At 66.9% G+C, this 22,225-nt stretch carries 20 protein-coding genes and 2 tRNA genes; 4 read left to right on the top strand and 18 right to left on the bottom strand.

The window, feature by feature from the left end; genetic code table 11:
* Genes IE066_RS02440 through moaA form a run of 4 tightly spaced genes read right to left on the bottom strand, consistent with a single transcriptional unit; the run spans position 1 to position 3,454 of the window.
* Positions 1 to 258, bottom strand: coding sequence for a MoaD/ThiS family protein (locus tag IE066_RS02440; RefSeq protein WP_189446732.1), 258 nt, complete (start codon positions 256 to 258; stop codon positions 1 to 3).
* The gene (locus tag IE066_RS02435; protein WP_189446731.1) at positions 255 to 1,490 is read right to left on the bottom strand and encodes a molybdopterin molybdotransferase MoeA; all 1,236 of its coding nucleotides are present in this window, start codon (positions 1,488 to 1,490) and stop codon (positions 255 to 257) included. The genes IE066_RS02440 and IE066_RS02435 overlap by 4 nt, the downstream gene beginning before the upstream one ends.
* Positions 1,487 to 2,452, bottom strand: coding sequence for a bifunctional molybdenum cofactor biosynthesis protein MoaC/MoaB (gene moaCB, locus IE066_RS02430; RefSeq protein WP_189446730.1), 966 nt, complete (start codon positions 2,450 to 2,452; stop codon positions 1,487 to 1,489). Before moaCB ends, IE066_RS02435 begins: the two co-directional genes overlap by 4 nt.
* A 21-nt stretch (positions 2,453 to 2,473) precedes the next feature.
* Positions 2,474 to 3,454, bottom strand: coding sequence for a GTP 3',8-cyclase MoaA (moaA, locus tag IE066_RS02425; RefSeq protein WP_189446729.1), 981 nt, complete (start codon positions 3,452 to 3,454; stop codon positions 2,474 to 2,476).
* 170 nt (positions 3,455 to 3,624) lie between these two features.
* On the opposite strand from moaA, the gene IE066_RS02420 reads away from it, so the two are divergent.
* Positions 3,625 to 3,924, top strand: coding sequence for a hypothetical protein (locus IE066_RS02420; protein ID WP_189446728.1), 300 nt, complete (start codon positions 3,625 to 3,627; stop codon positions 3,922 to 3,924).
* 46 nt (positions 3,925 to 3,970) lie between these two features.
* On the opposite strand, the gene IE066_RS02415 is transcribed toward IE066_RS02420, so the two are convergent.
* The 3 genes from IE066_RS02415 to uvrB form a co-directional block, all read right to left on the bottom strand.
* A complete protein-coding gene (locus IE066_RS02415; RefSeq protein WP_189446727.1) occupies positions 3,971 to 4,273 on the bottom strand; it encodes a hypothetical protein in 303 nt (100 codons plus the stop codon).
* A 121-nt stretch (positions 4,274 to 4,394) separates the two neighbouring features.
* Positions 4,395 to 4,469 (bottom strand) — tRNA-Val (locus IE066_RS02410).
* 66 nt (positions 4,470 to 4,535) lie between these two features.
* Positions 4,536 to 6,563: an excinuclease ABC subunit UvrB gene (gene uvrB, locus IE066_RS02405; protein ID WP_189446726.1), complete on the bottom strand. Its 2,028-nt coding sequence runs from the start codon at positions 6,561 to 6,563 to the stop codon at positions 4,536 to 4,538.
* A gap of 138 nt (positions 6,564 to 6,701) precedes the next feature.
* Between uvrB and IE066_RS02400 the strand changes: the two genes are divergently transcribed.
* On the top strand, positions 6,702 to 7,223 hold the full coding sequence (locus IE066_RS02400) for a GspH/FimT family pseudopilin (RefSeq protein WP_189446725.1): 522 nt from the start codon (positions 6,702 to 6,704) through the stop codon (positions 7,221 to 7,223).
* A 48-nt stretch (positions 7,224 to 7,271) separates the two neighbouring features.
* A tRNA-Asn gene (locus IE066_RS02395) sits at positions 7,272 to 7,348 on the top strand.
* Positions 7,349 to 7,383: 35 nt separating this feature from the next.
* On the opposite strand, the gene IE066_RS02390 is transcribed toward IE066_RS02395, so the two are convergent.
* The 6 genes from IE066_RS02390 to IE066_RS02365 form a co-directional block, all read right to left on the bottom strand.
* Positions 7,384 to 7,812 carry a type IV pilin protein gene (locus IE066_RS02390; protein ID WP_189446724.1) on the bottom strand — a complete coding sequence of 143 codons (429 nt, stop codon included), beginning with the start codon at positions 7,810 to 7,812 and terminating at the stop codon, positions 7,384 to 7,386.
* 9 nt (positions 7,813 to 7,821) lie between these two features.
* A complete protein-coding gene (locus tag IE066_RS02385; RefSeq protein ID WP_229790632.1) occupies positions 7,822 to 11,544 on the bottom strand; it encodes a pilus assembly protein in 3,723 nt (1,240 codons plus the stop codon).
* Between the two features lies 1 nt (position 11,545).
* On the bottom strand, positions 11,546 to 12,001 hold the full coding sequence (locus IE066_RS02380; protein ID WP_268244843.1) for a pilus assembly PilX family protein: 456 nt from the start codon (positions 11,999 to 12,001) through the stop codon (positions 11,546 to 11,548).
* Between the two features lie 65 nt (positions 12,002 to 12,066).
* The gene (locus tag IE066_RS02375) at positions 12,067 to 13,218 is read right to left on the bottom strand and encodes a PilW family protein (RefSeq protein WP_229790631.1); all 1,152 of its coding nucleotides are present in this window, start codon (positions 13,216 to 13,218) and stop codon (positions 12,067 to 12,069) included.
* On the bottom strand, positions 13,218 to 13,700 hold the full coding sequence (gene pilV / locus IE066_RS02370) for a type IV pilus modification protein PilV (protein ID WP_189446723.1): 483 nt from the start codon (positions 13,698 to 13,700) through the stop codon (positions 13,218 to 13,220). The genes IE066_RS02375 and pilV overlap by 1 nt, the downstream gene beginning before the upstream one ends.
* Positions 13,691 to 14,218 (bottom strand): GspH/FimT family pseudopilin, encoded by a 528-nt coding sequence (locus IE066_RS02365; RefSeq protein ID WP_189446722.1) that lies wholly within the window; start codon positions 14,216 to 14,218, stop codon positions 13,691 to 13,693. The genes pilV and IE066_RS02365 overlap by 10 nt, the downstream gene beginning before the upstream one ends.
* A gap of 144 nt (positions 14,219 to 14,362) precedes the next feature.
* Between IE066_RS02365 and IE066_RS02360 the strand changes: the two genes are divergently transcribed.
* Complete coding sequence (locus IE066_RS02360; protein WP_189446721.1) at positions 14,363 to 15,406, top strand: sensor histidine kinase; 1,044 nt, start codon at positions 14,363 to 14,365, stop codon at positions 15,404 to 15,406.
* A 36-nt stretch (positions 15,407 to 15,442) separates the two neighbouring features.
* Here IE066_RS02360 and ppnN read toward each other — a convergent pair whose 3' ends face one another.
* The 5 genes from ppnN to grxD all read right to left on the bottom strand — a co-directional run bounded on the left by ppnN (position 15,443) and on the right by grxD (position 22,165).
* Entirely contained in the window at positions 15,443 to 16,825 is a 1,383-nt protein-coding gene (gene ppnN / locus IE066_RS02355) for a nucleotide 5'-monophosphate nucleosidase PpnN (RefSeq protein WP_229790630.1), read from the bottom strand.
* Between the two features lie 124 nt (positions 16,826 to 16,949).
* A complete protein-coding gene (locus IE066_RS02350) occupies positions 16,950 to 20,339 on the bottom strand; it encodes a TonB-dependent receptor (RefSeq protein WP_189446719.1) in 3,390 nt (1,129 codons plus the stop codon).
* A gap of 177 nt (positions 20,340 to 20,516) precedes the next feature.
* Entirely contained in the window at positions 20,517 to 21,101 is a 585-nt protein-coding gene (locus IE066_RS02345) for a YhgN family NAAT transporter (RefSeq protein WP_189446718.1), read from the bottom strand.
* Positions 21,102 to 21,107: 6 nt separating this feature from the next.
* Positions 21,108 to 21,848, bottom strand: a complete 741-nt coding sequence (locus IE066_RS02340; protein ID WP_189446717.1) for an SDR family NAD(P)-dependent oxidoreductase — start codon at positions 21,846 to 21,848, stop codon at positions 21,108 to 21,110.
* Positions 21,845 to 22,165: a Grx4 family monothiol glutaredoxin gene (gene grxD / locus IE066_RS02335; RefSeq protein WP_189446716.1), complete on the bottom strand. Its 321-nt coding sequence runs from the start codon at positions 22,163 to 22,165 to the stop codon at positions 21,845 to 21,847. The genes IE066_RS02340 and grxD overlap by 4 nt, the downstream gene beginning before the upstream one ends.
* Positions 22,166 to 22,225 lie beyond the last annotated feature (60 nt).

Here is a 22,225-nt window from a genome sequence, read left to right as displayed (position 1 = left end):
TCAGCCCCCGCTCACCGGCGGCAGCAGCGCGAGACGGCCATCCTCGGGCAACCGGTCGGCATCGCGCAGCACGGTGGTGGCACTGGCGAAGGCGGAGCGCGGCAGTAACGCACGCGCCTGCGGCGGCCACGCGGCCATGGCGACCGCCAGCTCCTTACGCAATTGGCCGACATGCGTCGCGGCGCTTTCGACCGCCAACCGCGCGGACGGCTCCGCTTCGCGCAGTGCGCCGAACAGCTGAATCTCGATCGTTCTCATGCGTACAAACCGAGGGGCTCCAGATGGCCGCGACTGACGACGCGCACCCGTGCGCCGGCAGGCAGCGTATCGACGTCGGCCGGCACCACCGCCCAGGCGTTCGCCTCGAGCAGCGGCCGGATGCGGAAGGATTCCTGTCCCGCGAGGATCTCGACGCAGGCGCGTGCGCCCGCGTCCAGCACCACGCGCGCCTTCAGGTGCATGCGAAGCGGCGCGCGCTTGGCGTAAGGCGCGAGCAGCGGCAGCTCGAGGACGCGCTCGTCAGGCATGCCGAGCATGCGACGCAGCACGGGCTCGACGAAGAAACGCAGGCCCACGGCCGTCGAAGAAGGATTGCCCGGCAGACCGAAAAACAGCGCCCCGCCCGGCAGCGTGGCGGCGAGGATCGGCTTGCCCGGGCGTATGCGCGTCTTGTGGAACAGCGTCGTGGCGCCAAGGCGGGCAAGCGCTTCCGGCACGAAATCGAAGCGGCCCATCGACACCGCGCCGGTGCTCACGACGACGTCAACGTCGCCCGCGACCGCGAGCGCTTCGAGAAATGCGTCGACATCGTCGCCGACGGTGCGGCAGGCGACGACGTCGGCACCTGCAGCGGCGAGTCGCGCGGCGAGGAAGGGGCCGTTGGAATTGCGGATCTCGCCGGCCCCGAGCGCACGGCGCGGATCGTCGACGAGTTCGCGGCCGGTATTGACCAGCGCGACACGCGGACAGCGGCGCAACGGCAACTCCGCGATGCCGACGGCCGCGCAGAGCATGCGCAGCGCCGGGTCGACGAGCGTTCCGGCCTCCGCCAGTACCGCTCCGGCCTGCAAATCCTCACCTGCGCGGCGCAGGTGCTGGCCCGGCGTGACGTCGGCCGTGACACGGATACGCGGCACGCCGCCGTCGTCGTCGAGCGTCTCCACCTGCTCGACCGGAACGATCGAATCGAGGCCGTCGGGCACGCGCGCGCCCGTCATGATTTCCCAGGCGCCGTCGTCGGCACGCGCCTCGCCGTCGCCAGCCGCGCGCAATCCATGCACGTCGATTACGGTTCCCGCGTGGATGACCTCGCCCGCGCATCGAAGTGCGAAACCGTCCATCGCCGAGTTGTCGAACGGCGGCAGCGCCTCGGCGCTGGCCAACGGTGCGGCGAGCACGCGGCCGATCGCATTCGCGGCGTCGACGCGCTCGACCGGCAACGTCGACGCGGTACCGAGCAGGCGCGCCAGCGCGTCCTCGTAATCGATCACGCGTGCCCTGCTCCGTCGATCATCGCCAGCGAATGCGCGAGCACCGGCGCGAGGATCTCGAAGCCCTGTCGCGCCGCGCGCGTGCTGCCGGGCAGCGCGATCACCAGCATGCGATCCAGGCGCACGGCACGCGCGCGGCTCAGCCAGGCCAGTGGCGTGTAGTGGCGGCTTTCGCTGCGGAACATCTCGGCGAGGCCTTCCACCTCGACGCCGCCCGCAGCGCTCAATGCTTCAGGCGTGGAATCACGCGGGCCCAGTCCGGTTCCGCCCGTGCACAGGCAAAGGCGTACGCCCGCGTCGCGCAGCGACAGCAGATGGCTTCGCAGCGGCTCGACGCCATCGGGCAGGATTTCGCTGCGTACGTCGGCACCCAGGCCGGCGAGCCCGCGCGAGAGCTCGGGGCCCGACGCGTCCTCGGCGTCACCCGCGCTCGCGCGGTCGCTCAACGTGACCACCGCGCACGCGACGCCGTCCAGGCGCGAGATATCGCGAGGACGGTAGTGCGCCGTCTCCTCGGCCGACATGCCCAGTGGATGCCGCCACAGGCCCTTCTTGCCGCCCTCCTTGAACAGCAGGCGCACCGCCTCGATCGACAGCGCGGGGTCCACGGGCTTGGTCAGGTCGTACAGCGTGAGCAGTGCCGAGCTCGCGCCCGCGAGCGCTTCCATCTCGACGCCGGTGCGCGCCTCGGTCGCCACCTCGCAGTACACGCGGATGGCATGGCGCTCCGGCACCGGCACGCAACGTACGCGCACGAGTTCCAGCAGCAACGGATGGCAGAGCGGCATCAGGTTGGACGCCTGCTTCGCGCCCTGCAGCCCTGCAATCTCCGCCATCACCAGCGCGTCGCCCTTGGGCAGGCGGCGCTCGACGATGGCGGCGAATGCCTCCACGCCCGCATGCAGTTCGCCGACCGCCACGGCACGGCGGCGCGTGGGCCGCTTGCCGCGTATGTCGGCCATGTGGAAAGCCTCGACGCTCACTCAACCTCCGATGGATGCGAGATGCGGCGTCACGCCGCTGTCGCCGTCGTGCAGGCCATGGCCGGCCGCCTTGAGCCGCAGCTGGTGTGCGATCAGGTCGACCAGCGCGTCGCGGTCCTCGTCGCGCTGCAGCAGCGGCCGCAGCGAAACGCCCGCGTCGCCGAAGAGGCACAGCCGCAGGTCGCCGCGCGCGGTGACGCGCAGGCGGTTGCAGCCGGCGCAGAAGTCGCGCGAGTACGGCGCGATGACCCCGATGCGCCCGGCGTAATCCGGGTGCACGTATTCGATGGCAGGTCCCGCGTCGGCCGCGCGCATCATGCGCACCCAGCCGCCCGCGGCGAGCTCGCGCTCGAGTGCCTCGGCGCGCACGTGGTGCTTCTCGAAATAGTCGACGCGCTCGTTCGTGCGCATCAGCTCGATGAAGCGCACGGCGACCGGCCGCTCGCGCAGGTAATCGAGCCACTGCGGCAGCGAGGTGTCGTTGATGCCTCGCAGCAGCACCGCATTGACCTTGACCGCGTCGAAGCCGAGACCGAGCGCACGGTCGATGCCGTCGAGGATCTCCGGCAGGCGGTCGTGGCCGGTGACCGCATGGAACACGTCGCGATCCAGGCTGTCGACGCTGACGTTGAGCGCGGTCAGCCCGGCCTCGCGCCACGGCGCGACGTGCGCGGGCAGGCGCGTGCCATTCGTGGTCAGCGCGACCTTCGAGATGCCGGGCACGCCGGCCACCTCGCGGATGATCTCGACGAGGTCCTTGCGCAGCGTCGGCTCGCCGCCGGTCAGGCGAAGCTTGCGCATGCCCACGGCAGCGAACGCCGCGACCAGGCGGCGCACTTCGTCGCGCGCGAGGAAGACCGGGCGCCCGTCCGCGACGTATCCATCCGGCAGGCAGTAGCCGCACCGGAAATTGCAGGCCTCGGTCAGCGAGAGCCGCAGGTAGGGAAACGTTCGACCGAACGGGTCGGACAGGACGGACATCGGGCCTCTTCCGGCCCCCGGCGCCCCGGGGACTGCATGGGACACGCAGCTTACCGCCTCGCGCCGCCGGGCACGCGCCTGCGCGGCGCGCTGTCATGCGCGCTTCAACGTCGTCTCACTCTGCTGTCATGCGGCTTGGGAAGAATGCGCGGAACCTCAGGAAGGTCGCCATGAGCCCGCGCCCCGCCATGTCCCACCCGCTGCACCGCCTTCGCCGCCTGCTCGCACTCGTCGCCGTGCTCACGGCCATCCTGATCGCCGCCGTCTGCCGCCTGGAGGCCGCGGGACGCGCGATCGCTGCGATCGGCGTCGCTGCCTGCCTTGTCGCTTGGCTGACGCTGCTCGAAGCCGAGGCCCGCGCGGCCGAGCGGCTGGAGGCGCGCTCGCACCGGCGCGCCGCGGCGCGGGTACTACCCCGATCGTCTTCGCGCTCGTCGTCCGCCGCCCGCAAGCGGCGGCGGGCGGCCTGATCGGCCAGTCGCGCTACGGACGGCCGTTCAGGCCACGGGTGCGCCCTCAGTCGCTACCGCTCGCGCTGTCGCGCCTGCGCCCGACTTCGACCATCGAATCGCGCGACATCTCGCTTTCCATCCGGATCTGTTCGCGCGTACGGCAGACGCGCTTGGCACGATTGCTGCCGATCGGACGCTCGTTGCGGCAGACCTTGCCCTTGTCCGCATCGTCGGTTGCCGCGGCAGGATCCTGCGAGGTCAGCTGGGTTTCGGCCACGACGGGCTTCGGAAGCGCCGATGTATCGGTCTGGGCGAACGCCGGCAGGGCCAGCGCCAACAGTGAAGCGAGCAGGAAGGCGGACTTCATCGGATCACCCCGTGTGCGGAGACCCACGATGCCGCCGCCACGCGGCACCGGGCAAGTACCTGCCGTCGGCGCAAAAGCAAACGGCGCGACCCTTTCGAGTCACGCCGTCTGTCCACGTATGTGGTGGGCGGTACAGGGTTCGAACCTGTGACCCCTACCATGTCAAGGTAGTGCTCTACCGCTGAGCTAACCGCCCGTTGCCGGTGAACCACCCCGGCGAGGGGCGCACAGTGTAGCCAGCCCAACAGCCGTCGGCAAGCCATCAGCTGGCGAATCCCGCCTCCTTCAGTTTTCGTAGCTGATCGCGCACGTTCGCGGCCGCCTCGAACTCCAGATCGCGGGCGTGCTGGTACATCTGCTGCTCCAGCGCCTTGATGCGCGAGGCGATCTGCGCGGGGCTGAGCGCGGCGTAGTCGGTCTCCGGCTCGGCGACGCGGCGTGCCTTCTTCTTGCCCTTGCCCTCCTCGGGCTCGGCGCGTGCGCCTTCGAGGATGTCCTTGATCGGCCGCACTACCGACTGCGGGGTGATGCCGTGTTCGGTGTTGTATTCCACCTGCTTCTGCCGGCGGCGATCGGTCTCGTCCATGGCGATCTTCATCGACCGCGTGATCGTGTCCGCATACAGGATCGCCTTGCCGCGCAGGTTGCGCGCCGCACGGCCGATGGTCTGGATCAGCGAGCCCGCGGACCGCAGAAAGCCTTCCTTGTCGGCATCGAGGATCGCCACCAGCGACACCTCGGGCATGTCCAGTCCTTCGCGCAGCAGGTTGATGCCCACCAGCACGTCGAACTTGCCCAGGCGCAGGTCGCGGATGATCTCCACGCGCTCGACCGTGTCGATGTCCGAGTGCAGGTAGCGCACCTTGATGCCGTGCTCGGTCAGGTACTCGGTGAGGTTCTCCGCCATGCGCTTGGTTAGCGTGGTGACCAGCACGCGGTCGCCCATCGCGACGCGCTTGTTGATCTCGCCGAGCAGGTCGTCGACCTGCGTGGCGACCGGCCGCACTTCGACCTCCGGGTCGATCAGGCCGGTCGGCCGCACGACCAGCTCGACCACCTCGCCCTCGGACTTCTGCAACTCGTAGTTGCTCGGCGTCGCCGACACATAGATCGCTCGGGGCGCACGACCTTCCCATTCCTCGAACTTCAGCGGCCGGTTGTCCAGCGCGGACGGCAGGCGGAAGCCGAACTCGACCAGCGTCTCCTTGCGCGAGCGGTCGCCCTTGTACATGGCGCCCACCTGCGGAACCGTCACGTGCGACTCGTCGACGACCATCAGCGCGTCGGCCGGCACGTAGTCGAACAGGCACGGCGGCGGCTCGCCCGGCTTCTGCCCGGTCATGTGCCGCGAGTAGTTCTCGATGCCGTTGCAGAAACCGACTTCCGCCAGCATCTCGAGGTCGAACTGCGTGCGCTGCTGCAGGCGCTGCGCCTCGACGAGCTTGTTCTGCGCGTACAGCTGTTCCAGCCGCTCGCGCAGCTCGTCCTTGATCGTGTCGACCGCCTCGAGCACGGTCTTGCGCGTCGTCACGTAGTGCGACTTCGGGTAGATAGTGAAGCGCGGCATCTTCCGGAAGACCTCGCCGGTCAGCGGGTCGAACGCGGAAATCTGCTCGATCTCACCGTCGAACAGCTCGATGCGGATCGCCTCGTTCTCGCTCTCCGCCGGGTGCACATCGATCACCTCGCCACGCACGCGGTACGTGCCGCGGCGCAGTTCGGAATCGTTGCGCGAGTACTGCATCTCCGTGAGCTTGCGGATCAGCTCGCGCTGGTCGATGCGCTCGCCGCGCACCATGTGCAGCACCATCCGGTGGTATTCGCCTGGGTCACCCAAGCCGTAGATGGCCGATACGGTGCAGACGATCAGCGTGTCGCGCCGCTCCAGCAGCGCCTTCGTAGCCGACAGCCGCATCTGCTCGATGTGCTCGTTCACCGAGCTGTCCTTCTCGATGAAGGTATCGCTCGACGGGACGTAGGCCTCGGGCTGGTAGTAGTCGTAGTAGCTGACGAAGTACTCGACCGCGTTGTTCGGGAAGAAGGACTTGAACTCGCCGTAGAGCTGCGCGGCCAGCGTCTTGTTCGGCGCCATCACGATGGTCGGCTTCTGCACCTTCTGCACGACGTTCGCGATCGTGTAGGTCTTACCCGAGCCGGTCACGCCGAGCAGCGTCTGGTGCGCGAGGCCGGCTTCGAAGCCGGCGGCGAGGCGCTCGATCGCCGCCGGCTGGTCGCCCGCCGGCGAATAGGGTGAGACGAGCTCGAAGCGGCCGTTCTGCGGTGTGCTCATCAGGCTCATAGGTCTGCGGTCGGCTTCCTAAGGTTTGGGCGCATCGGCGTTTTCCTACACACGGATCCGCTCTCGTCCGACGCCCGTTCAGCGCCGGGCAGACCATCGTATCGGCACCTTCATGGACGGAGTATCGAGATGCGCCGGATGCGCGGCCTCACCCTGCCGGAGCTGGTGATCACCCTCGCGGTACTGTCGATCGCGCTGGGACTCGGCGTGCCCGCCGCCCGTCACGTGATGGACAGCGTGCGCGCGACGACCAGCCTGCACCAGCTCACGGCGTCGCTCGCGATCGCCCACAATGCGGCCGTTACCTACCGCCAGCCGGTGACGCTTTGCCCCTCGCGGGACGGAGCGAGTTGCCTCGACGGCACCGACTGGTCGGAGGGCTGGATCGCCTACCGCGACCCGCTCCGCCAGGATGCACCTGCGACCGCGGCCGACGTCCTGCGTCGATTCGATCGGCAGCACCCTACGCTTCGCCTTACGACCAGCACCGGCCGTCCGCGGGTACGCTACCTGCCCAATGGATCCGCCGCGGGCACCAACGCGAGCTTCCGCCTCTGCCGTCGCAGCGGCGCCCTACTGGGAATCGTCGTAGTGGCCAATTCCGGTCGCGCCCGACGGGAACGCCCCTCGGCGAATGCGGCCTGTTCCTGACGCCGACCTCTTGACCTCGCCCGCCGCCGGTTTACAATGCGCGTCCCCGCCCGAATAGCTCAGCCGGTTAGAGCACTTGACTGTTAATCAGGGGGTCGTTGGTTCGAGTCCAACTTCGGGCGCCAGATAAAAAAAGCCGCCAGCAATGGCGGCTTTTTTGTTACCAGCACTCGCTGAGCGGTGCTGAACCGGATTTGGTCTTCTGCCCGGTCTGATTGATCGTAAGCGTGCCGCAACGATCGGCCGACTGGCTCGACTCGGGCGTCGCCGTAATGGTGAAAGCGCTCGCGGTCGCGGTGTAACCGAGGCGATAGCGCGCGGTCGCCCCTGCCTCGCGTGGCGATTGGATCGGCAACGACGTGTTGAAACCGGCGTACGTTCCATTCGACGTGAAATGGCGCTCCGCCAGCTGTGCGTATTCAACCATGTCGGCCTTCGCCTGCGCGCGACGCGACTTGCGTACAGAGTCGTTGTACGACGGGAGCGCAATCGACGCCAGGATCGCAACCACCGCGACCACGATCATCAGTTCGATCAACGTAAAGCCACGGGCACGCGAGCGCGAGGGAATCACGGCGTTCTTCTCCATATACGGTAATCAGCGGACCTGTCGCCAAGACTGGCGCCCGCAAGGGCGACGGAGGTACAGCGGCTGCGAGCCCGGTGTCTGCACGACCATCATGCAGCGTGCGTCGAGCGCCTCGTCGACCTCGGTACTGGTTGCCGTGTCCGGCAGCAGGCCCTGGCGCGAGCTCGTCAGCACCGCGATATCGCGCACCGGCGCCGAACCCGTCGTCGAGAGGTTGATCGCACCCGTGCCCGCGCCCGGCGATGTGCCATCCGGTGTACCGACCTTCACATAGGACAACGCGGCAGCGCCGTTGAGGGCGCCGAGGCCGTAAAGCCGGTTGGTGCCACCGGTCGCGCATGCGTCCGTGCTGTTCGGGTCGAACGTCGCGAAGAACACGATGCCGCTCTCGACCCGCGGCGTGCCGACGAAGCGCTCGCCAGTGCCGACCGAGCCCACCAGCAGGTCGATGTACCAGCCCTTCTTGCCGGCCCCGAGCCCGAGCATGCTCGTCGTGCGCGAGCCCGTAGCCTGGGTCAGGACGGTCTGCTGTTGCAGATCGGCACGTGCCACGCTGGCGCCGGTGTCCAGCACACCATAGAAAGTCTGGATCTGCTTGTCGGTCGGGTCGTTGACGAACGAGAAGCTGCCGGTGCCGAAGTAGAGCATCACGCCGCTGCGCGGGCCGGCCGCCGCCTCGAAGCCGCCGGTGATCGCCTGGCGATTGCCGGTCGAGTCGGCCGCGATGAAGAAGGGCGTCGATTGCGCCGCCGGGGTTGCGCTGCGCAGGTCGAACTTCCACACGGCACCATTCTGGTCGCCTGCGTAGACGGTATCCGCGTAGCCGTCGCGTCCGGTCGTCGTCGTGCTTCCGACGAAGCGGTCGAGCACGATGACTTCGCCGAGGCCATTCGGCCCGGAATAGCCCGCCTCGGCCGCCTGCACCGTCGTCACGGCGCCGGTGGCGACGTCGACGATGAACAGAACCGCGCGATTGTTGATGCTGTTATAACCGTTGCCGAAGATCACCTTCCAAGACACGGTCGAGCCGATCTTTACCGGCACGATCACCGGCTTCGCAAGGACATGCCCGATGTTGTTCTTGACCGTCGCGTCCGAGGATCGATCGTTGATGTCCCAGAGGACGGCGCTGGTGGCGAACGACGTCGGTGCCGACACGTCGATCGCGAAAACGCCGCGACCGCCAGCGCCGAGCGCGCCCACCAGGACCGTCTGCCACGAACCGCTGTAGTAGGCGTCGGACACGTTGACCGGGCCGTCGACGTAATAGCGATGGGTGAAGACCTGATCGTCCTTGTCTTCGGCGCGGTATGGGAAAAGCAGGTTGCCCATGTGGCCGAGCGACGCGACCGGCACGTAGGCGAACTGCTCGACGCCCGTGTCACCATGAAACGCGTGCAGCATGCCGTCGTTGGCGCCGACATAGATCATCGGCTTGCGGGCCTTCTTGGCCTCGAGATAGGCCGCGTAGTTGTACGGATCCGCGCCACCGAGCGAACGGTAGCCGTAGTCGTTCAGGGGCGACACAATCAACGGGCTGGAGTTGACGATATCGCCGAGACGGGTAGTGCGACGGCGCAGCGGCGTCGTCGTCGAGCCTTCGAGCGACTGGTCGCCACGCAAGTAGGCGATGGCCTCAGCCTGGTTCACGCCCAGAGAGTTGATCGAGTTGCGCGCCGAACCGGCCGCCGTGCAACGCGACAAGGTGTCGCTACACAGATCCGCGAGTGAGACGTTTGTCGTGTTGAACGCCGTGACCGTCGGCTTGACGTTACCGGAGCTCTTGCCCACATAGATGTTGCGGCTACCCGCAACGGGCAGCTTCGCGGACGCCTCCCAGCGAACCGTCTGGTAGACCTGTCCGGTCAGATTGTTGGTCGTCAGGCCATAGGCCGTCAGCGTGCTGTACCAGTCGGTGCCAGAATTGGCTGAGGCATACAGCGGCTCAACGCTGAAGGACCCCTCGCCCACGCGCGCGCCGGTCAACGCGAGCGAACCTGACGGGGTCTCGCCGCCACCGACCGAGGCGAGGATGCGGCGCATCGCATCGGTGATGTCGCGGGGCGTGCGCGCGTTGATGTACTCGCCACGCGTATTCGTGGCGGCATGCCAGATGTCGTCGACCGTGCTCGGATTGTCGTTCTGACGCGATGGCCAGTTGCTGTAGACCGAACTGTCGGTGAAAGCGTCCTGGTTCAGCGCGGCGTTGTAGAGGTTGCCACGCGCTCCAAGCGTCACACCATAGAAATTGACGTGCAGGTTGGACTGACAGTCGAGCTTCGGGTCGGGGTTCGGGGCATTGCACGCCTGGGGAACCGGGACCTTGCCCGCCGACATGGTCGGCCGCAGGGACGACGCACCCGCGGCGCCCACCGTGCCATTCGCATTCAAGTAGTACTTCGTCGCGATGTCCGCAAGCGTGTTCGACCAGCCGTCGCCGAATGGCGCCCCCATGACCGTATCAACGTTACCGACGTTCGGGCCGTCCTGATTGCTGTAGCCGTCCGTGAACAGCATGACCGCGTTCTTCTGGCATGCGTACTGAATGGGCGCACCCGAATCCGTGCGGGTGAACTGGATTGACGCGGAGTTGACAGCTTGGCGATTGGGAGTGCTACCCGATGCAGGCAGCGCGAATAGCGAGTTGTAGAGACTGACGCGATCGGCAGTGACGGCCATGTCGTTCATCGTCACCCGCTCACCGGTCGCCGCGACAGGGTTGTCGTAGCCCGCGTGCTGGTTGATGCGCAGGTAACCAATGCGCATGTTGTTGATATCGACCAGCGACTGCGTCATCCCGGCGATCATCGCGCGGTTGCGATTGCCGTAGTAGGTGAACCAGTTCGCGAAGTTCTTCGCCGCAGCGTTATAGTCGGACGTCGACGAATAATTGCCCGACTTGATATCGTACCTGTAGAGGTCGCAACCGGTGCCGCAGCCGTCGTTTACGAGCGTGCGCTTCTCAGTCCTATAGCCGGCAGGCGCCGCAACCGAGGTCGGAAGGTAGAACGTGGCCGGGTAGTACTCGATACCCACGGTGCACGTCGCGCCAACGGTCTGCACCGAGTCTCGGGACTCCCACTTGTTGTTGTCGCCCGCAAGCCCGGAACAGTTACCGGTCTTGTAGTACTTCGTTCCCGCGGGGATCTTCATGCCATTGAGGACGCGGAAGTAATAGTCCGCGTTGCCAGCCATGGCTCGGTCATCGAGCAGGTTGATGGTCAGCGTCTTGCGCGGGTCGACCTTGGCATTCGACGCAGTGGAGTCCGCGTACCGCGTACCGTCTTCGTTGACCCAAGGAACGTATTCGACCGACGGATTGAAGTACTGCGGGTTGTACGTAGGCGACCGTGCAGCTCCCAGCTGATCGATCGGCGGGATCGCATAGCGCCCCGTGTCGATCCGGTAGCCCTCGTAGGGGAACAAATGGTGGTAGTCGCAGGTGCCGCCGCTCGCCCGAAGGACGCCCGGCCCCGTGAAGAACGAGCCGCCGCTAAAGCAGGCTTCGCCATCCTGTCCCGGGAACAGCGTTTCGAAGGTCATCGAGCCGGAGTCGTCGACCGCCATCATGAATGCAGGCGCGACGCTGGACTGGATGTTGAGCGGCGCCTGCGCGAGCACGCCCTGCCCCTGGACCGCATCGGCGTTGTAAGCCCAATAGGAAAGCCCACCCGCAACGACGAGGAGCCCGAGTCCGAGGGATGTCTTGCGCGCGTTGATCATGGTCGTCATGTCACGGCCTGAAAATGGTGTCGACGGCAGCCGTCGCACTGGCGGCGGTGCCGTCGGTGTCGAAAGCCGTTACCTGGAAAACCGGATTCGGATCTTCCTCGATGGGCGTTCGGCCCATGCCGAGGCTGCTGTTGCCGGAGATGCACTGACCGATCGCACGCACGTTCACGGCACCGGTCGCCGCACCTGCGGCCGCCTTCGTCTTCGCCCAGTCGGACGCATCAAAGCCATCGTCGCAGATGGGGTTGATCGACACTGACGCGCAGGTGGTCGAGGTGCGATTGACCGTCGCCTCGACGAAGCATTCGGCCGTGCGTGCACCCGCCTCCGCGTTCTGGAAGGCCAGATTGAGGGTGCGGTAGTTGTAGGCCATGCGCTCCTGCAGGCCACTGACCTGCATGCCGATGACACCCAGCATGGCCAACAGCACCAGCATGATCAGCGCGATGTAGAGCACCGCGCCTCGCTGGCTGCGACGCGAGTGAAACCGGCGACGGGGATTTCAGGGCACCATGGCGGTACTCAGTTTCCGTAGAGACGATTGCGCAAGGCGATCGTCGTTTCATAGGACGCGCGGTAACGACCGTCTTCCGGACCTACGACGCGAAGACCGAGCGCGCGTGGCCGCGTCTGCTCGCTGTCAGCCTGCCGGGTCGTTGCCGGATCTGGACTCGAGGCCACCACGGCAACCTGTACAAGCCCCACGCGGCGCCAGTTCTGCTCGCCCGCGGTCGTCGTAGCCGCACCGAGATCGGAGGCCGGCACCTGATTGGCCATGAAGCCCGAAGGGTTGCCAACGTCCGTCGAGCGATCCTGGCCGTAAAGGAACTGGATGCTTTCGATCCCTTCGACCAGTTCTTCGACGACAGGTGCAGCGGCGCCCGTCCAGCGCGCCCTGAAAAGGGACCGGCGGTTGCTGGCGTTATTGGCGACGTAGTACGCCACGGCCTCGGCGCGATAGAGCGCAGCGTGCCCGGCGGGATTCGGCGTATACCGATCCAGCGCGACGGTAGCCGAGACGGTCTTCGCAGCCGCGTTTCCGGTGCCGTTGAACACGTCGACATAGCTGCAGTCGGCGACGCCGAACACGCCAGGCGTCGCCACGCCGTCTTCGGTCAGGTCGGACCAGCCTGCAGCCGTCGTCGAGACCGTCGAGTTGGAACCGGACACGACGAGATTGCTGACAGGCGCGGAGTTCGGCCGCAGGAAGCGCAGCATGATGATGTCGCTGCCGGCCACCGGAGCGAGGCCCGAAATATGCGCAGGCAGCGCCGGCGTCCAGCCAGCGGTGGGGGCGGCCAGATTCAGATCCTGGTTCACCTGGCTGGTGCCGGTCGCCTCGAATCCCTGGACGGAAAGATTGAAGTCGAGGGGTTCTCCTGCGACCGCTCCGGTAAGCATCCGGAAGGCATCCACCTGCTGCTTGTGGGACTGATCGTTGACGCAGCCGAAGTGCCCGATCAGACGAAGGTCACGCTGCAGGTAATCCAATGCGAACCGGCCGTTCTCCTGTACACGCGCGAGGCCTTCCGACACCTGATAGGCGGCTCGTGACGCGGAAAACACCTGCACGAGCCCGAGCATGAGAATCGAGCCGATCAGAAGCGCGATCATCAGCTCGACCAGCGAGAGGCCCTCGACCCTGCGCGAATCCATGCGATGCAGCCGGGCCATCACAGTCGGCTCCTTGTCTCGAATGAAGTGGCGGGCGCGCCTGCTGTCCACCGCTCTTCGCCCCAGGAAATCCTCACGGTCACTTGCCCATTATTGACCTGCACGTTGGCTGCCGCCGCCGGACCCAGCGCGCGAGCTGCCTGGCACTGCCAGCGCGTGATGTTGCCGGCGACCGTGGTCGCACCCGTTGCCGGACGCGCACACGTCGCGCTGTTGACCGAGCCGGCCGCGAACGATGCGCTCTGGTACTGCATCGCCACGATACGGTTCGCGCGCATTTGGTCGATCAGGTCGTACGCCAGGTTGGTGGCTTGCGTCCGCTGGTTCGCGCCCGTGGCGAAACGAACGCTCATCGTCTGCGTAAGCGCGAAACCAAGCAGGCCGATCGCGAGTACCAGAATCGAAATCAGCACCTCGATCAGGCTGAACCCGGCCTCTTTTCGGGCGCCGCCCGACCGGCGTATTTTTCCGGTCAGCTGCATGACTGCAGGCCTCCGTCCTTGCGTACTTGTCCGGTAGCACCAATGGCCAATACGCGACGCAGCGCCTTGCCGTCGCAGTCGTCCGGCTGGATCGCGAATTGCTGGATGCTGTTCAGCCGCCCGCGCGAGTCGAATCGCAGCGCCGCGGCGGGCCCGTTCACGACGAGCTTCGGGTTGCCCTGCATGTAGCGCAGTTCCTCGCCGGAGTCGAAGCTGCCGTTGCCGTTCCGGTCGGCCCAGACCATCCAGCCGGAGTTCCAGTTGGTTCCGCTACCGCAGGACGCGCCGTCGCTGCTCACGCAGACGCCTCCACCGCGCGTGCTGCGGATCGCCTCCGTCCGCGCGAGCGCGACGGCGGCAATGACCTGGTTGGTCGTCGTCGCCACCCGGTTCGAGCGGATGGTGTACTGGAAGCTCGGAAAGGCGATGGCCGCCAGTATCGCCACGATCGCGATCGCCACCATCAATTCGATCAGCGTGAATCCGCGCACGGTTCCCCGTGTCTGTGCACGTGCCATGGAGAGGCCTGCTTTCCCTGATGACCCCATGGTACGGGAAGCGGCAACTACGGCCATAGCTCAGGGGACAGGCGGTCGAACGGGTCGATGGGCGCGATCGCACGGGACCTGCGTCACAGCCGTCGCGTGCGGCATGATCGTCCGATGCCTGCCGCTGCCGCCCCGCCACTGCCCTTCGACCTGCTCTGGTCGCGACCCCGCGCGATCCTGTGGCTGATGCTCGCCGCGGAGGGCCTGGCGCTGGCTCTCACGCTGGCGCTCGGCATCGACGACGCCTTCCACTTTCTCGGGGCGCTTTCACTGGCCGCGCAACTCGCACTGCTGGGAACGCTCGCCTCGATGTACGGGCTGCGCCGCCCGCTGGCCCGGCTCGGCCCACCCCGGCTGGTGCTCGCCTGCACCGCGCTTTTCGTCGTCGTCAGCGTGCTGGTGGCCGTGGTGACGGCCTACATCTTCGAGCCCGCGGTCGCGCTCGGACGCCAGGCATGGACCCATCTGGTCGCCCGCCTGGTGGGCATCGTGATCGTGGTGACCGCGCTGGGCGCGGCGGCATTCGTCAATTATTGGCGCCTGCAGCAGTCGACGCTTCGCGCCAAGCAAGCCGAACTTGAGGCGCTGCAGGCACGGATACGGCCGCACTTCCTATTCAACACACTCAATACGGCGACGGCGCTCGTCCACCATCGGCCGGAGGACGCCGAGCGGATGCTGCTCGACCTCGCCGACCTGTTCCGCGCCGCATTGGCCGGGCCGCGCGAGATCGGGCTCGCCGAGGAGCTCGCGCTAGTACGCCGCTACCTGGAGATCGAGCAGCAGCGTTTCGGCGAGCGCCTGCGCGTGGACTGGGAACTGCCGGCGTCGATTCCCGATGTACGGGTGCCGAGCCTGTCGATCCAGCCGTTGGTCGAGAACGCGATCCGCCACGGCGTCGAGCGCGTGCCGCAGGGCGCGCGAGTGACGATCAGCCTGTCGCAGACGCTGGCGCACGTGGTCGTGCGCATCAGCAACCCGCTGGTGCTGGGCGTGGGGCCTGGACCCGTGAGCCACGGTGTCGGGCTCACCGCCGCGCAGGTGCGCATCGAGGCGCTGACGCAGGGGCGCGGCAGCGTGGAAACCGGCATCCAGGGCGAGCATTACGTCGCCACTGTGCGCCTGCCCCGCCCTCGTCCCGCGAACTTCCGCGACTGACGACGACGCCGTCGCGCCGTCGTCGAACCGCGACGATCAGGTCACGACGCGGTAGCACGGCCGGTAGTCGCCCGCGATCTTCATGCGGTGCTGCTGCACGAAGGCCCGCAGCAGCGCGTCGAGCGCCTGCATGATGTCGACGTCGCCGTGGATCTCGAACGGGCCGAATTCCTCGACGCGGCGGATACCGTCTTCCTTGACGTTGCCGGCGACGATGCCGGAGAACGCGCGGCGCAGATCGGCGGCGAGCTCGTGAGGCTTGCGGCCGTGGTGCAGGTCGAGCGCCGCCATCGCCTCGTGGCTCGGCACGAAGGGCTGCTGGAAGGCGAGCGGGATGTCGATCGACCAGTTGAAGAAGAACGAGTCGCGATGGCCGATGCGGTGCTCGCGCACGCGCTTGAGGCCCTTGGCCATGCGACGCGCGACCTCGGCGGGGTCGCCCACTACGATCTCGTAGCGCGACGTTGCCGCCTCGCCGAGCGTGAGCCTCAGGAACTGGTCGATCTGCTCGAAATACGGCGCCGATGCCGTCGGGCCGGTGAGGATGAAGGGGAACGGGAGGCCCGCGTTCTCCTCGCGCAGCAGGATGCCGAGCAGGTAGAGAATCTCCTCGGCCGTGCCGACGCCGCCCGGGAACACGATGATGCCGTGGGCCATGCGGACGAACGCCTCGAGGCGCTTTTCGATGTCCGGCATGATCACCAGGTGGTTGACGATCGGATTCGGCGACTCGGCCGCGATGATGCCCGGCTCGGTGATGCCGATGTAGCGCATGCGGCGGCGACGCTGCTTGGCGTGTGCGATCGTCGCGCCCTTCATCGGGCCCTTCATGGCGCCCGGGCCGCAGCCCGTGCAGATGTCGATGCCACGCAGGCCCAGCTCGTAGCCGACCTGCTTGGTGTAGAGGTACTCGTCGCGGTTGATCGAGTGGCCGCCCCAGCAGACGACGAGGTTCGGGTCGCCGGGCTGCAGCACGCGCGCGTTGCGCAGCAGGCTGAACACCGCGTCGGTGATGCCGTCGCTACTGTCGAGGTCGCGACCGCAGTTGTCGCCGAGCTCGATCGCCGTATAGGCGAGATCGCGCACGACGGCGGCGAGCAACTCGGCGACGCCGTGGATGAGCTCGCCGTCGACGAAGGCCATCGCCGGCGCCTTGACCAGGTCGATGCGAACGCCGCGGTCCTGCTGCTGTACCTGGATGTCGAAGTCGGGATAGAGCTCGCGCGCGGCGCGCGGGTCGTCGCTGGTGCTGCCGCTGGTGAGCACGGCAAGCGCGCAACGGCGCAGGAGTTCGTGCATGCCGCCGCTGGACGCATCGCGCAGCCGCGCCACTTCGTTGCGCGACAGGATGTCGAGGCCGCCGCGCGGGTAGATGCGGGCGTCGACGGTGGGAAGCGTGATGCCGGAAGGTACGTCCACTACTGCATTCATCGTTTTTTTGCTGGCTGTCGTCGTTTTTAGTCCGGGGACTCTAGCGCAGCCGGCCCCGCAAAAGAAAACGGCCGGACAAGCCGGCCGTTTTCCCTGAAGCGGATGGATCGGATCAGAACTCGTACTTGAGACCGACCTGCAGCGACCACTGCGAGACGCCGTTGGTCTGGCCGTCGGCATTGGTCGGAAGACCCAGCGCCGTGGCCTGGCCGAACTCGGTGCCGCTGCGGTAGCCGTAGACGTACTTGCCCTCGTGGATACCGATCAGGCTGGCCACTGCGACGTTGGCGTTGAAGCCGTAGTCGATGATGTGGCCCCAGTCCTTGTTGATCAGGTTGCCGACGTTCTGGATGTCCAGCCAGATCTTCGACTTGTGACCCTTGAAGAAGCCCGGCAGCTCCTGGCTGATGCGGAGATCGAACGTGTTCACCCAGCCCGCACGGAACTCGTTCTCCGGCGCAAAGCGGCCGCGGTAGGCCTGCAGCTGCTGCTGGCCGTCCAGCCACTTCCAGAACGCGGCTTCCATCGCCGGGTTCGCGGTGAAGGCGCCCGTGGTGCTCAGCGAACCGAACTTGACGTCGCCCGGGCCCGCCGGCACGTAGAACAGGTCGTTGAAGGTGCGGTTATCGCCGTTCGCATCGCCGTTGAAGATGTAGCTGTACGGACGGCCGCTGCGGCCTTCGTAGAACAGGCCGACCTGCGTGGCGTGGTCACCGAAGAACTTGTGCTGCCAGTTCAGGGCGCCGGTGAAGCGATCCTTGATCTCGTAGCGCGCGGTGCCGGCGACGGGCTCGTTGATGTTCACACCCAGCTGCGAGCCGAAGCCCGAGCCCGCGGTCGAGCTCGTCAGAGCAGCCACTTCCTCGGCCTGCGTGTAGGTGTAACCGAGCGTCCACGACCAGTCGCTGTCGCGGTTGAACGGCTTCTCCAGCGACACCGTGAACTGACGGCCGCGACCCAGGTCGGTGTTCTCGAGCAGGTAGACGTCGTTGAAGTAGCTGTTGTTGCCGAAGCGCGCCGGGTTCGTCGGCGTCGTGCCCGAGGACGTGTTGCCAAACGGACGCGGGCTGTTCGGGTTCCAGTACACAGTGCGGCCGTACGGATCGGTGTAGCCCGCGCCGGTGTTGAGCGTGCGGTAGAACAGGCCGTTCTTGACTTCCGTCATGAGCAGCTCGGCCGAGGCCACGATGCCGTACCACGGCAGCTCATGATCGATGGCGAGGTTGGCCTTCCACACGGACGGCAGCTCGAAGTCCTCCGCGATCGCGTTGACGTTGCGCACGCCGGCGCCGCCCGACGGAATCGACGGATTCAGGCCGTTAGCGCTGAACTGCACGCCGTTGTCGCAACGACCATCGGCATTCGCATCCACGCACACGAGGTTCTGGTACGAGACGTAGTTCATGCCCGTGCTGCTGTAGGCATTGCCGACCCACACCTGCGGGGCATCACCCTGGAACAGGCCAACGCCGCCGCGCAGCTGCGTCGGACGCTCGGTGTCGAAGGTGTAGTTGAAGCCGAAGCGCGGCTGGATGATGAAGCTGCCGCTGTAGGTGTTGGTGTTGTCGATGCCGAAGCCGCCGTTCGGGCAGCTGGCCGGGCCGGTGCCGTTGGCGACGCGCTCGGAAGCGAAGCACGCGTTGAACGGCGGGTTCGGGCTGGCCTCCGGACGGTCGGCGCGGACGCCGAGGGTCAGCGTCAGGTTCGGCGAGACGTACCAGGTGTCCTGCACGAACAGCGAGAGGTTCTTGTTCGTGTAGCGCGCCGCGATCGCATCCGGGTTGGTCGGATTCGCCTGCAGGTCGTAATCGAAGTAGCGACCGTTGAGCAGGTTGCTGAAATCGTGCACGCCGTTACGGGTCGGGACGTAGAAGCTGTAGTTGCCCCACGAGTCCTGCAGGAAGAAGTTGTAGATCTCGCTTTCGCTGTACTCGGCACCGAACTTGACGTCGTGGTCGCCGAGCGTCCAGGTCGCCGAACCGAAGTAGTTCCAGGTCTCGGTGAGCAGCGAGTTGCCCGGCGAGCTGCGCTCGGTACCGATGCGGATCAGGTCGAGGCCGCTGAAGGTGCTGCTCGTGGTACCACGCGGATCGTCGTTGCCGTTGGCGACGTTGTCGTCGAAGTAGATCTGGATCGTCGGCGCCGTGGTCGGGCTGACGCGGATCGACGAGTAGTCACGGAACGAAACCTTGAACTCGGTGGAGAAGTTCTCGGTCCAGTCGCTGAAGAGCTGGCCGACGTAGCTCTCGACCGTCTTCTCGTGGTTGTACCAGTTCGAACTCAGCGACAGCGTGCTGGCGCTGGAAGCCTCCGGACGCACGCGGGTCTGCTCCAGCTTGCTGTAGCGGACGCTGGCGCGATGGTTGTCGTTGATGTTCCAGTCGATCTTCAGCGCCTTCTCGTCGAGCTCCGTGTCGCCGCCCGCGTTGAGGCTGCCGGCGTCGAAGCCCCAGACGTCGCGCGCGATGCGCTGCACTTCGGCCACGTCCTGCGCGTTGAAGTCGGCGCCGCTGGCCAGAGGGTTCGTACCCTGGCTGCCGCCCGCCGGACCGATGTCCTTCTGGCGGTACTTCTCGAAGTTCGCGAAGAAGAACAGCTTGTCCTTGATGATCGGGCCGCCGACGGTGGCGCCCCAGGTCATTTCTTCGGTGTACTCGTCGAACGGCAGGCCGGTCACGTCGAGCGAGCTGCCGGCGATGCGCGCCGGGTAGTCGCCGAACCACTCGCCGTCACGGAACGTGCCGTAGATCGAGCCGTGGAACTCGTTCGTACCCGACTTGGTGACGGCGTTGATGTTCGCACCGGCAGCGCCGGCGATCGTCACGTCGTAGTTCGACAGGTCGATGTCGAGGGCCTCGATGGCCTCCATCGACACCGGCTGGCGCTGGGTCGGCATGTTATTGCCTTCCAGGCCGAACGTGTCGCTGGCCGACACGCCGTCGATCGTGATCTTGTTGAAGCGCGGGTTCTGGCCGCCGGCGCTGATGCTGCCCGAGGCGCGGTCGGTGAACGCGACGCGCGGATCGAGGCGCATGTAGTCCTGGATGTTGCCGTTCATCGACGGCAGCGACTCGATCACCTGCTGGTTGACGCTGGTGCCCGAACCCATCTTGGTCGCGCTGAACACGTTCGAGCCGCCGGCGATGCCGACGACCTGCACCGTGTCGAGCTGGCCGGCGTCGCCAAGGGCGGCGTCGACGGTGCTGATCTTGTTCAGATCGAGGTAGATGCCCTGCTCGGTGTCGGTACCGACGCCGTTCTTGGAGACCGTGACCGTGTACGGGCCGCCGACGCGCAGGCCGCGCGCGGTATAGCGGCCGCTCGCGTCGGTCGTGGCGCGGCTGATCGTGCCCGACTCGACGTGCGTGATCGTCACTTCCGCACCGGCGACAGGCTGGCCACCCGCGTCGGTAACGATGCCGCCGAGACCGGCGGAGGTGCTCTGCGCGAAAGCCGGAGCGGTGGCAAGAGCGGCGAGAAGACCAAGCGTCAGCTTGGACATCCGAACGCGGTTCGGGTGAGTCATTACGGAAGCCTCGATGGGAACGGTCACGACACGGAAGGCACGCCGGGCTCCCCGCCCAGTGTGGTTAACTATAGGTTAACACGTTGATGCCATTGGGTTACACGGTGATGACGCCGTGAATGCGCGCTGCGGCGCAGAACGGCGAACGGTCGTTCAGCGCAGGTAGGCGGACAGGCCGTCCATGAACATCTGAACGGAAATGGCGACCAGCAGCATGCCCATCAGGCGCTCGATCGCGGTCAGCACGCGCTTGCCCAGGAATCGGTATAGGACGGTCGCCGAAAACAGGATCGCGGCCGTCGCGGCCCAGGCGATCAGCAGCGCCAGCGTCCACTCGTTCAGGCGGCCGGGCTCGTTGCTGCCCATCAGCATCACCGCCGCCATGCCCGAGGGGCCGGCGATCAGCGGGATCGCCATCGGCACGATGAAGGGCTCACCGTCGGGAATCTCGCCCATCAGGCCTTCCGGCGGCGGGAAGATCATCCGGATGCCGATCAGGAACAGCACGATGCCGCCGGCGATCGAGACCGACTCCTGCCGCAGGTGCATGAGCTCGAGGGCGTACTTGCCGCCCCAGAGGAAGGCGGCCAGCACCACCAGCGCGATGATCAGCTCGCGGGCCAGCACGATGCGCTGCCGCCGGGGCGGCAGCGAGCGCAACAGGCTCAAGAACACCGGGATGTTCCCGAGCGGATCGAGGATCAGGAACAACAGCAGCGCGGCCGAGGCGACGGTCATACGGAATCAGCCCAGCGACGGCGAAGGCGACCAGACGTCGCCGCGATGCGCGGCACCTGCCGGCGACAGAAGTTCGACGCAGGCCGGCGCGTAGACGGCCGGATCCAGCGCCTGGCGATCGGTTTCCTCGACCCAGGTGCGTGCGCGCAGCGGCGTGCGCATCGGCCCAGGCATCAGGCCGGCGACGCGGACGGCGCTGTTCGCCAGCTCCGCGTGCAGGATGCGGACGACGCCCTGCAGCCCGAACTGCGAGACGCCGTAGCCGCCCCAGTAGGCCGCGCCGACGCGCTCGGGGGCGTCCAGCGTGAAGACGACCGAGGCATCGGCCGACTTCGCCATCAGCGGCACCAGCGCCTGCGTCAGCCACCACGGCGCGGTCAGGCCGACGTGGATCGAGCGCGCGAAATCGGCCGGGTCGGCATGGACCAGCGGGGTGAGGCCGCGGAACTCGGCGGCGCAGTGCACGAGGCCGTCGAGGCGGCCGAAGCCCGACTCCAGCCGCTCGGCGAGCTGCGCGTAGTCGTCGGGCCCCGCACCCTCGAGGTCGAGCGGATAGATCGCGGGTTCCGGGCCCTCGGACGCGAGGCGGTCGTAGAGCCGGTTGAGCTTGGGCACCTTGTGCCCGAGCAGCACCACCGTCGCGCCCGCCTGCGTGCAGGCCCGCGCGACGGCGCTGCCGAAGCCGCCGTGGGCGCCTGTTACGAGGACGACGCGACCGTCGAGGACGCGGCTCTGCGCGTCGCTCACGAAGTCTGGGTCTCGCTGACGATGCGCGCGAGCTCCCCGGATTCCAGCAGCTCCAGCGTGATGTCGCAGCCTCCGATCAGCTCGCCGTTGATGAAGAGCTGCGGGAAGGTCGGCCAGTTGGACAGGCGCGGCAGGTTCGCGCGCACTTCCGGGTCTTCGAGCACGTTGATGGTGTGCAGCTCGGTGGCACCGGCAGCGCGCAGCGCCTGTACCGTACGGCTGGAGAAGCCGCACATCGGGAACTGCGGCGTGCCCTTCATGAAGAGCACGACGGGGTGGCGGTCGATCTCCGCCTGGATGCGCTCCATGACGCTCATGGGCCGGCTCCTGTGCATTGCACCGCCGCGACGGATCGCAACGGTGTCGTGGGGATAGAA

The sequence above is a fragment of the Cognatilysobacter xinjiangensis genome (genome assembly GCF_014651995.1).
GTDB lineage: Bacteria > Pseudomonadota > Gammaproteobacteria > Xanthomonadales > Xanthomonadaceae > Cognatilysobacter > Cognatilysobacter xinjiangensis.
This window is presented reverse-complemented; position numbering and strand designations above follow the sequence as displayed.

Coding starts and splice junctions, on each gene's coding strand:
- IE066_RS02440 (WP_189446732.1), bottom strand. CDS start 258: ATGAGAACGATCGAGATTCAGCTGTTCGGCGCACTGCGCGAAGCGGAG.
- moaCB (WP_189446730.1), bottom strand. CDS start 2,452: ATGGCCGACATACGCGGCAAGCGGCCCACGCGCCGCCGTGCCGTGGCG.
- moaA (WP_189446729.1), bottom strand. CDS start 3,454: ATGTCCGTCCTGTCCGACCCGTTCGGTCGAACGTTTCCCTACCTGCGG.
- IE066_RS02420 (WP_189446728.1), top strand. CDS start 3,625: ATGAGCCCGCGCCCCGCCATGTCCCACCCGCTGCACCGCCTTCGCCGC.
- IE066_RS02415 (WP_189446727.1), bottom strand. CDS start 4,273: ATGAAGTCCGCCTTCCTGCTCGCTTCACTGTTGGCGCTGGCCCTGCCG.
- uvrB (WP_189446726.1), bottom strand. CDS start 6,563: ATGAGCACACCGCAGAACGGCCGCTTCGAGCTCGTCTCACCCTATTCG.
- IE066_RS02400 (WP_189446725.1), top strand. CDS start 6,702: ATGCGCCGGATGCGCGGCCTCACCCTGCCGGAGCTGGTGATCACCCTC.
- IE066_RS02390 (WP_189446724.1), bottom strand. CDS start 7,812: ATGGAGAAGAACGCCGTGATTCCCTCGCGCTCGCGTGCCCGTGGCTTT.
- IE066_RS02385 (WP_229790632.1), bottom strand. CDS start 11,544: ATGACGACCATGATCAACGCGCGCAAGACATCCCTCGGACTCGGGCTC.
- IE066_RS02375 (WP_229790631.1), bottom strand. CDS start 13,218: ATGGCCCGGCTGCATCGCATGGATTCGCGCAGGGTCGAGGGCCTCTCG.
- pilV (WP_189446723.1), bottom strand. CDS start 13,700: ATGCAGCTGACCGGAAAAATACGCCGGTCGGGCGGCGCCCGAAAAGAG.
- IE066_RS02365 (WP_189446722.1), bottom strand. CDS start 14,218: ATGGCACGTGCACAGACACGGGGAACCGTGCGCGGATTCACGCTGATC.
- IE066_RS02360 (WP_189446721.1), top strand. CDS start 14,363: ATGCCTGCCGCTGCCGCCCCGCCACTGCCCTTCGACCTGCTCTGGTCG.
- IE066_RS02350 (WP_189446719.1), bottom strand. CDS start 20,339: ATGTCCAAGCTGACGCTTGGTCTTCTCGCCGCTCTTGCCACCGCTCCG.
- IE066_RS02345 (WP_189446718.1), bottom strand. CDS start 21,101: ATGACCGTCGCCTCGGCCGCGCTGCTGTTGTTCCTGATCCTCGATCCG.
- grxD (WP_189446716.1), bottom strand. CDS start 22,165: ATGAGCGTCATGGAGCGCATCCAGGCGGAGATCGACCGCCACCCCGTC.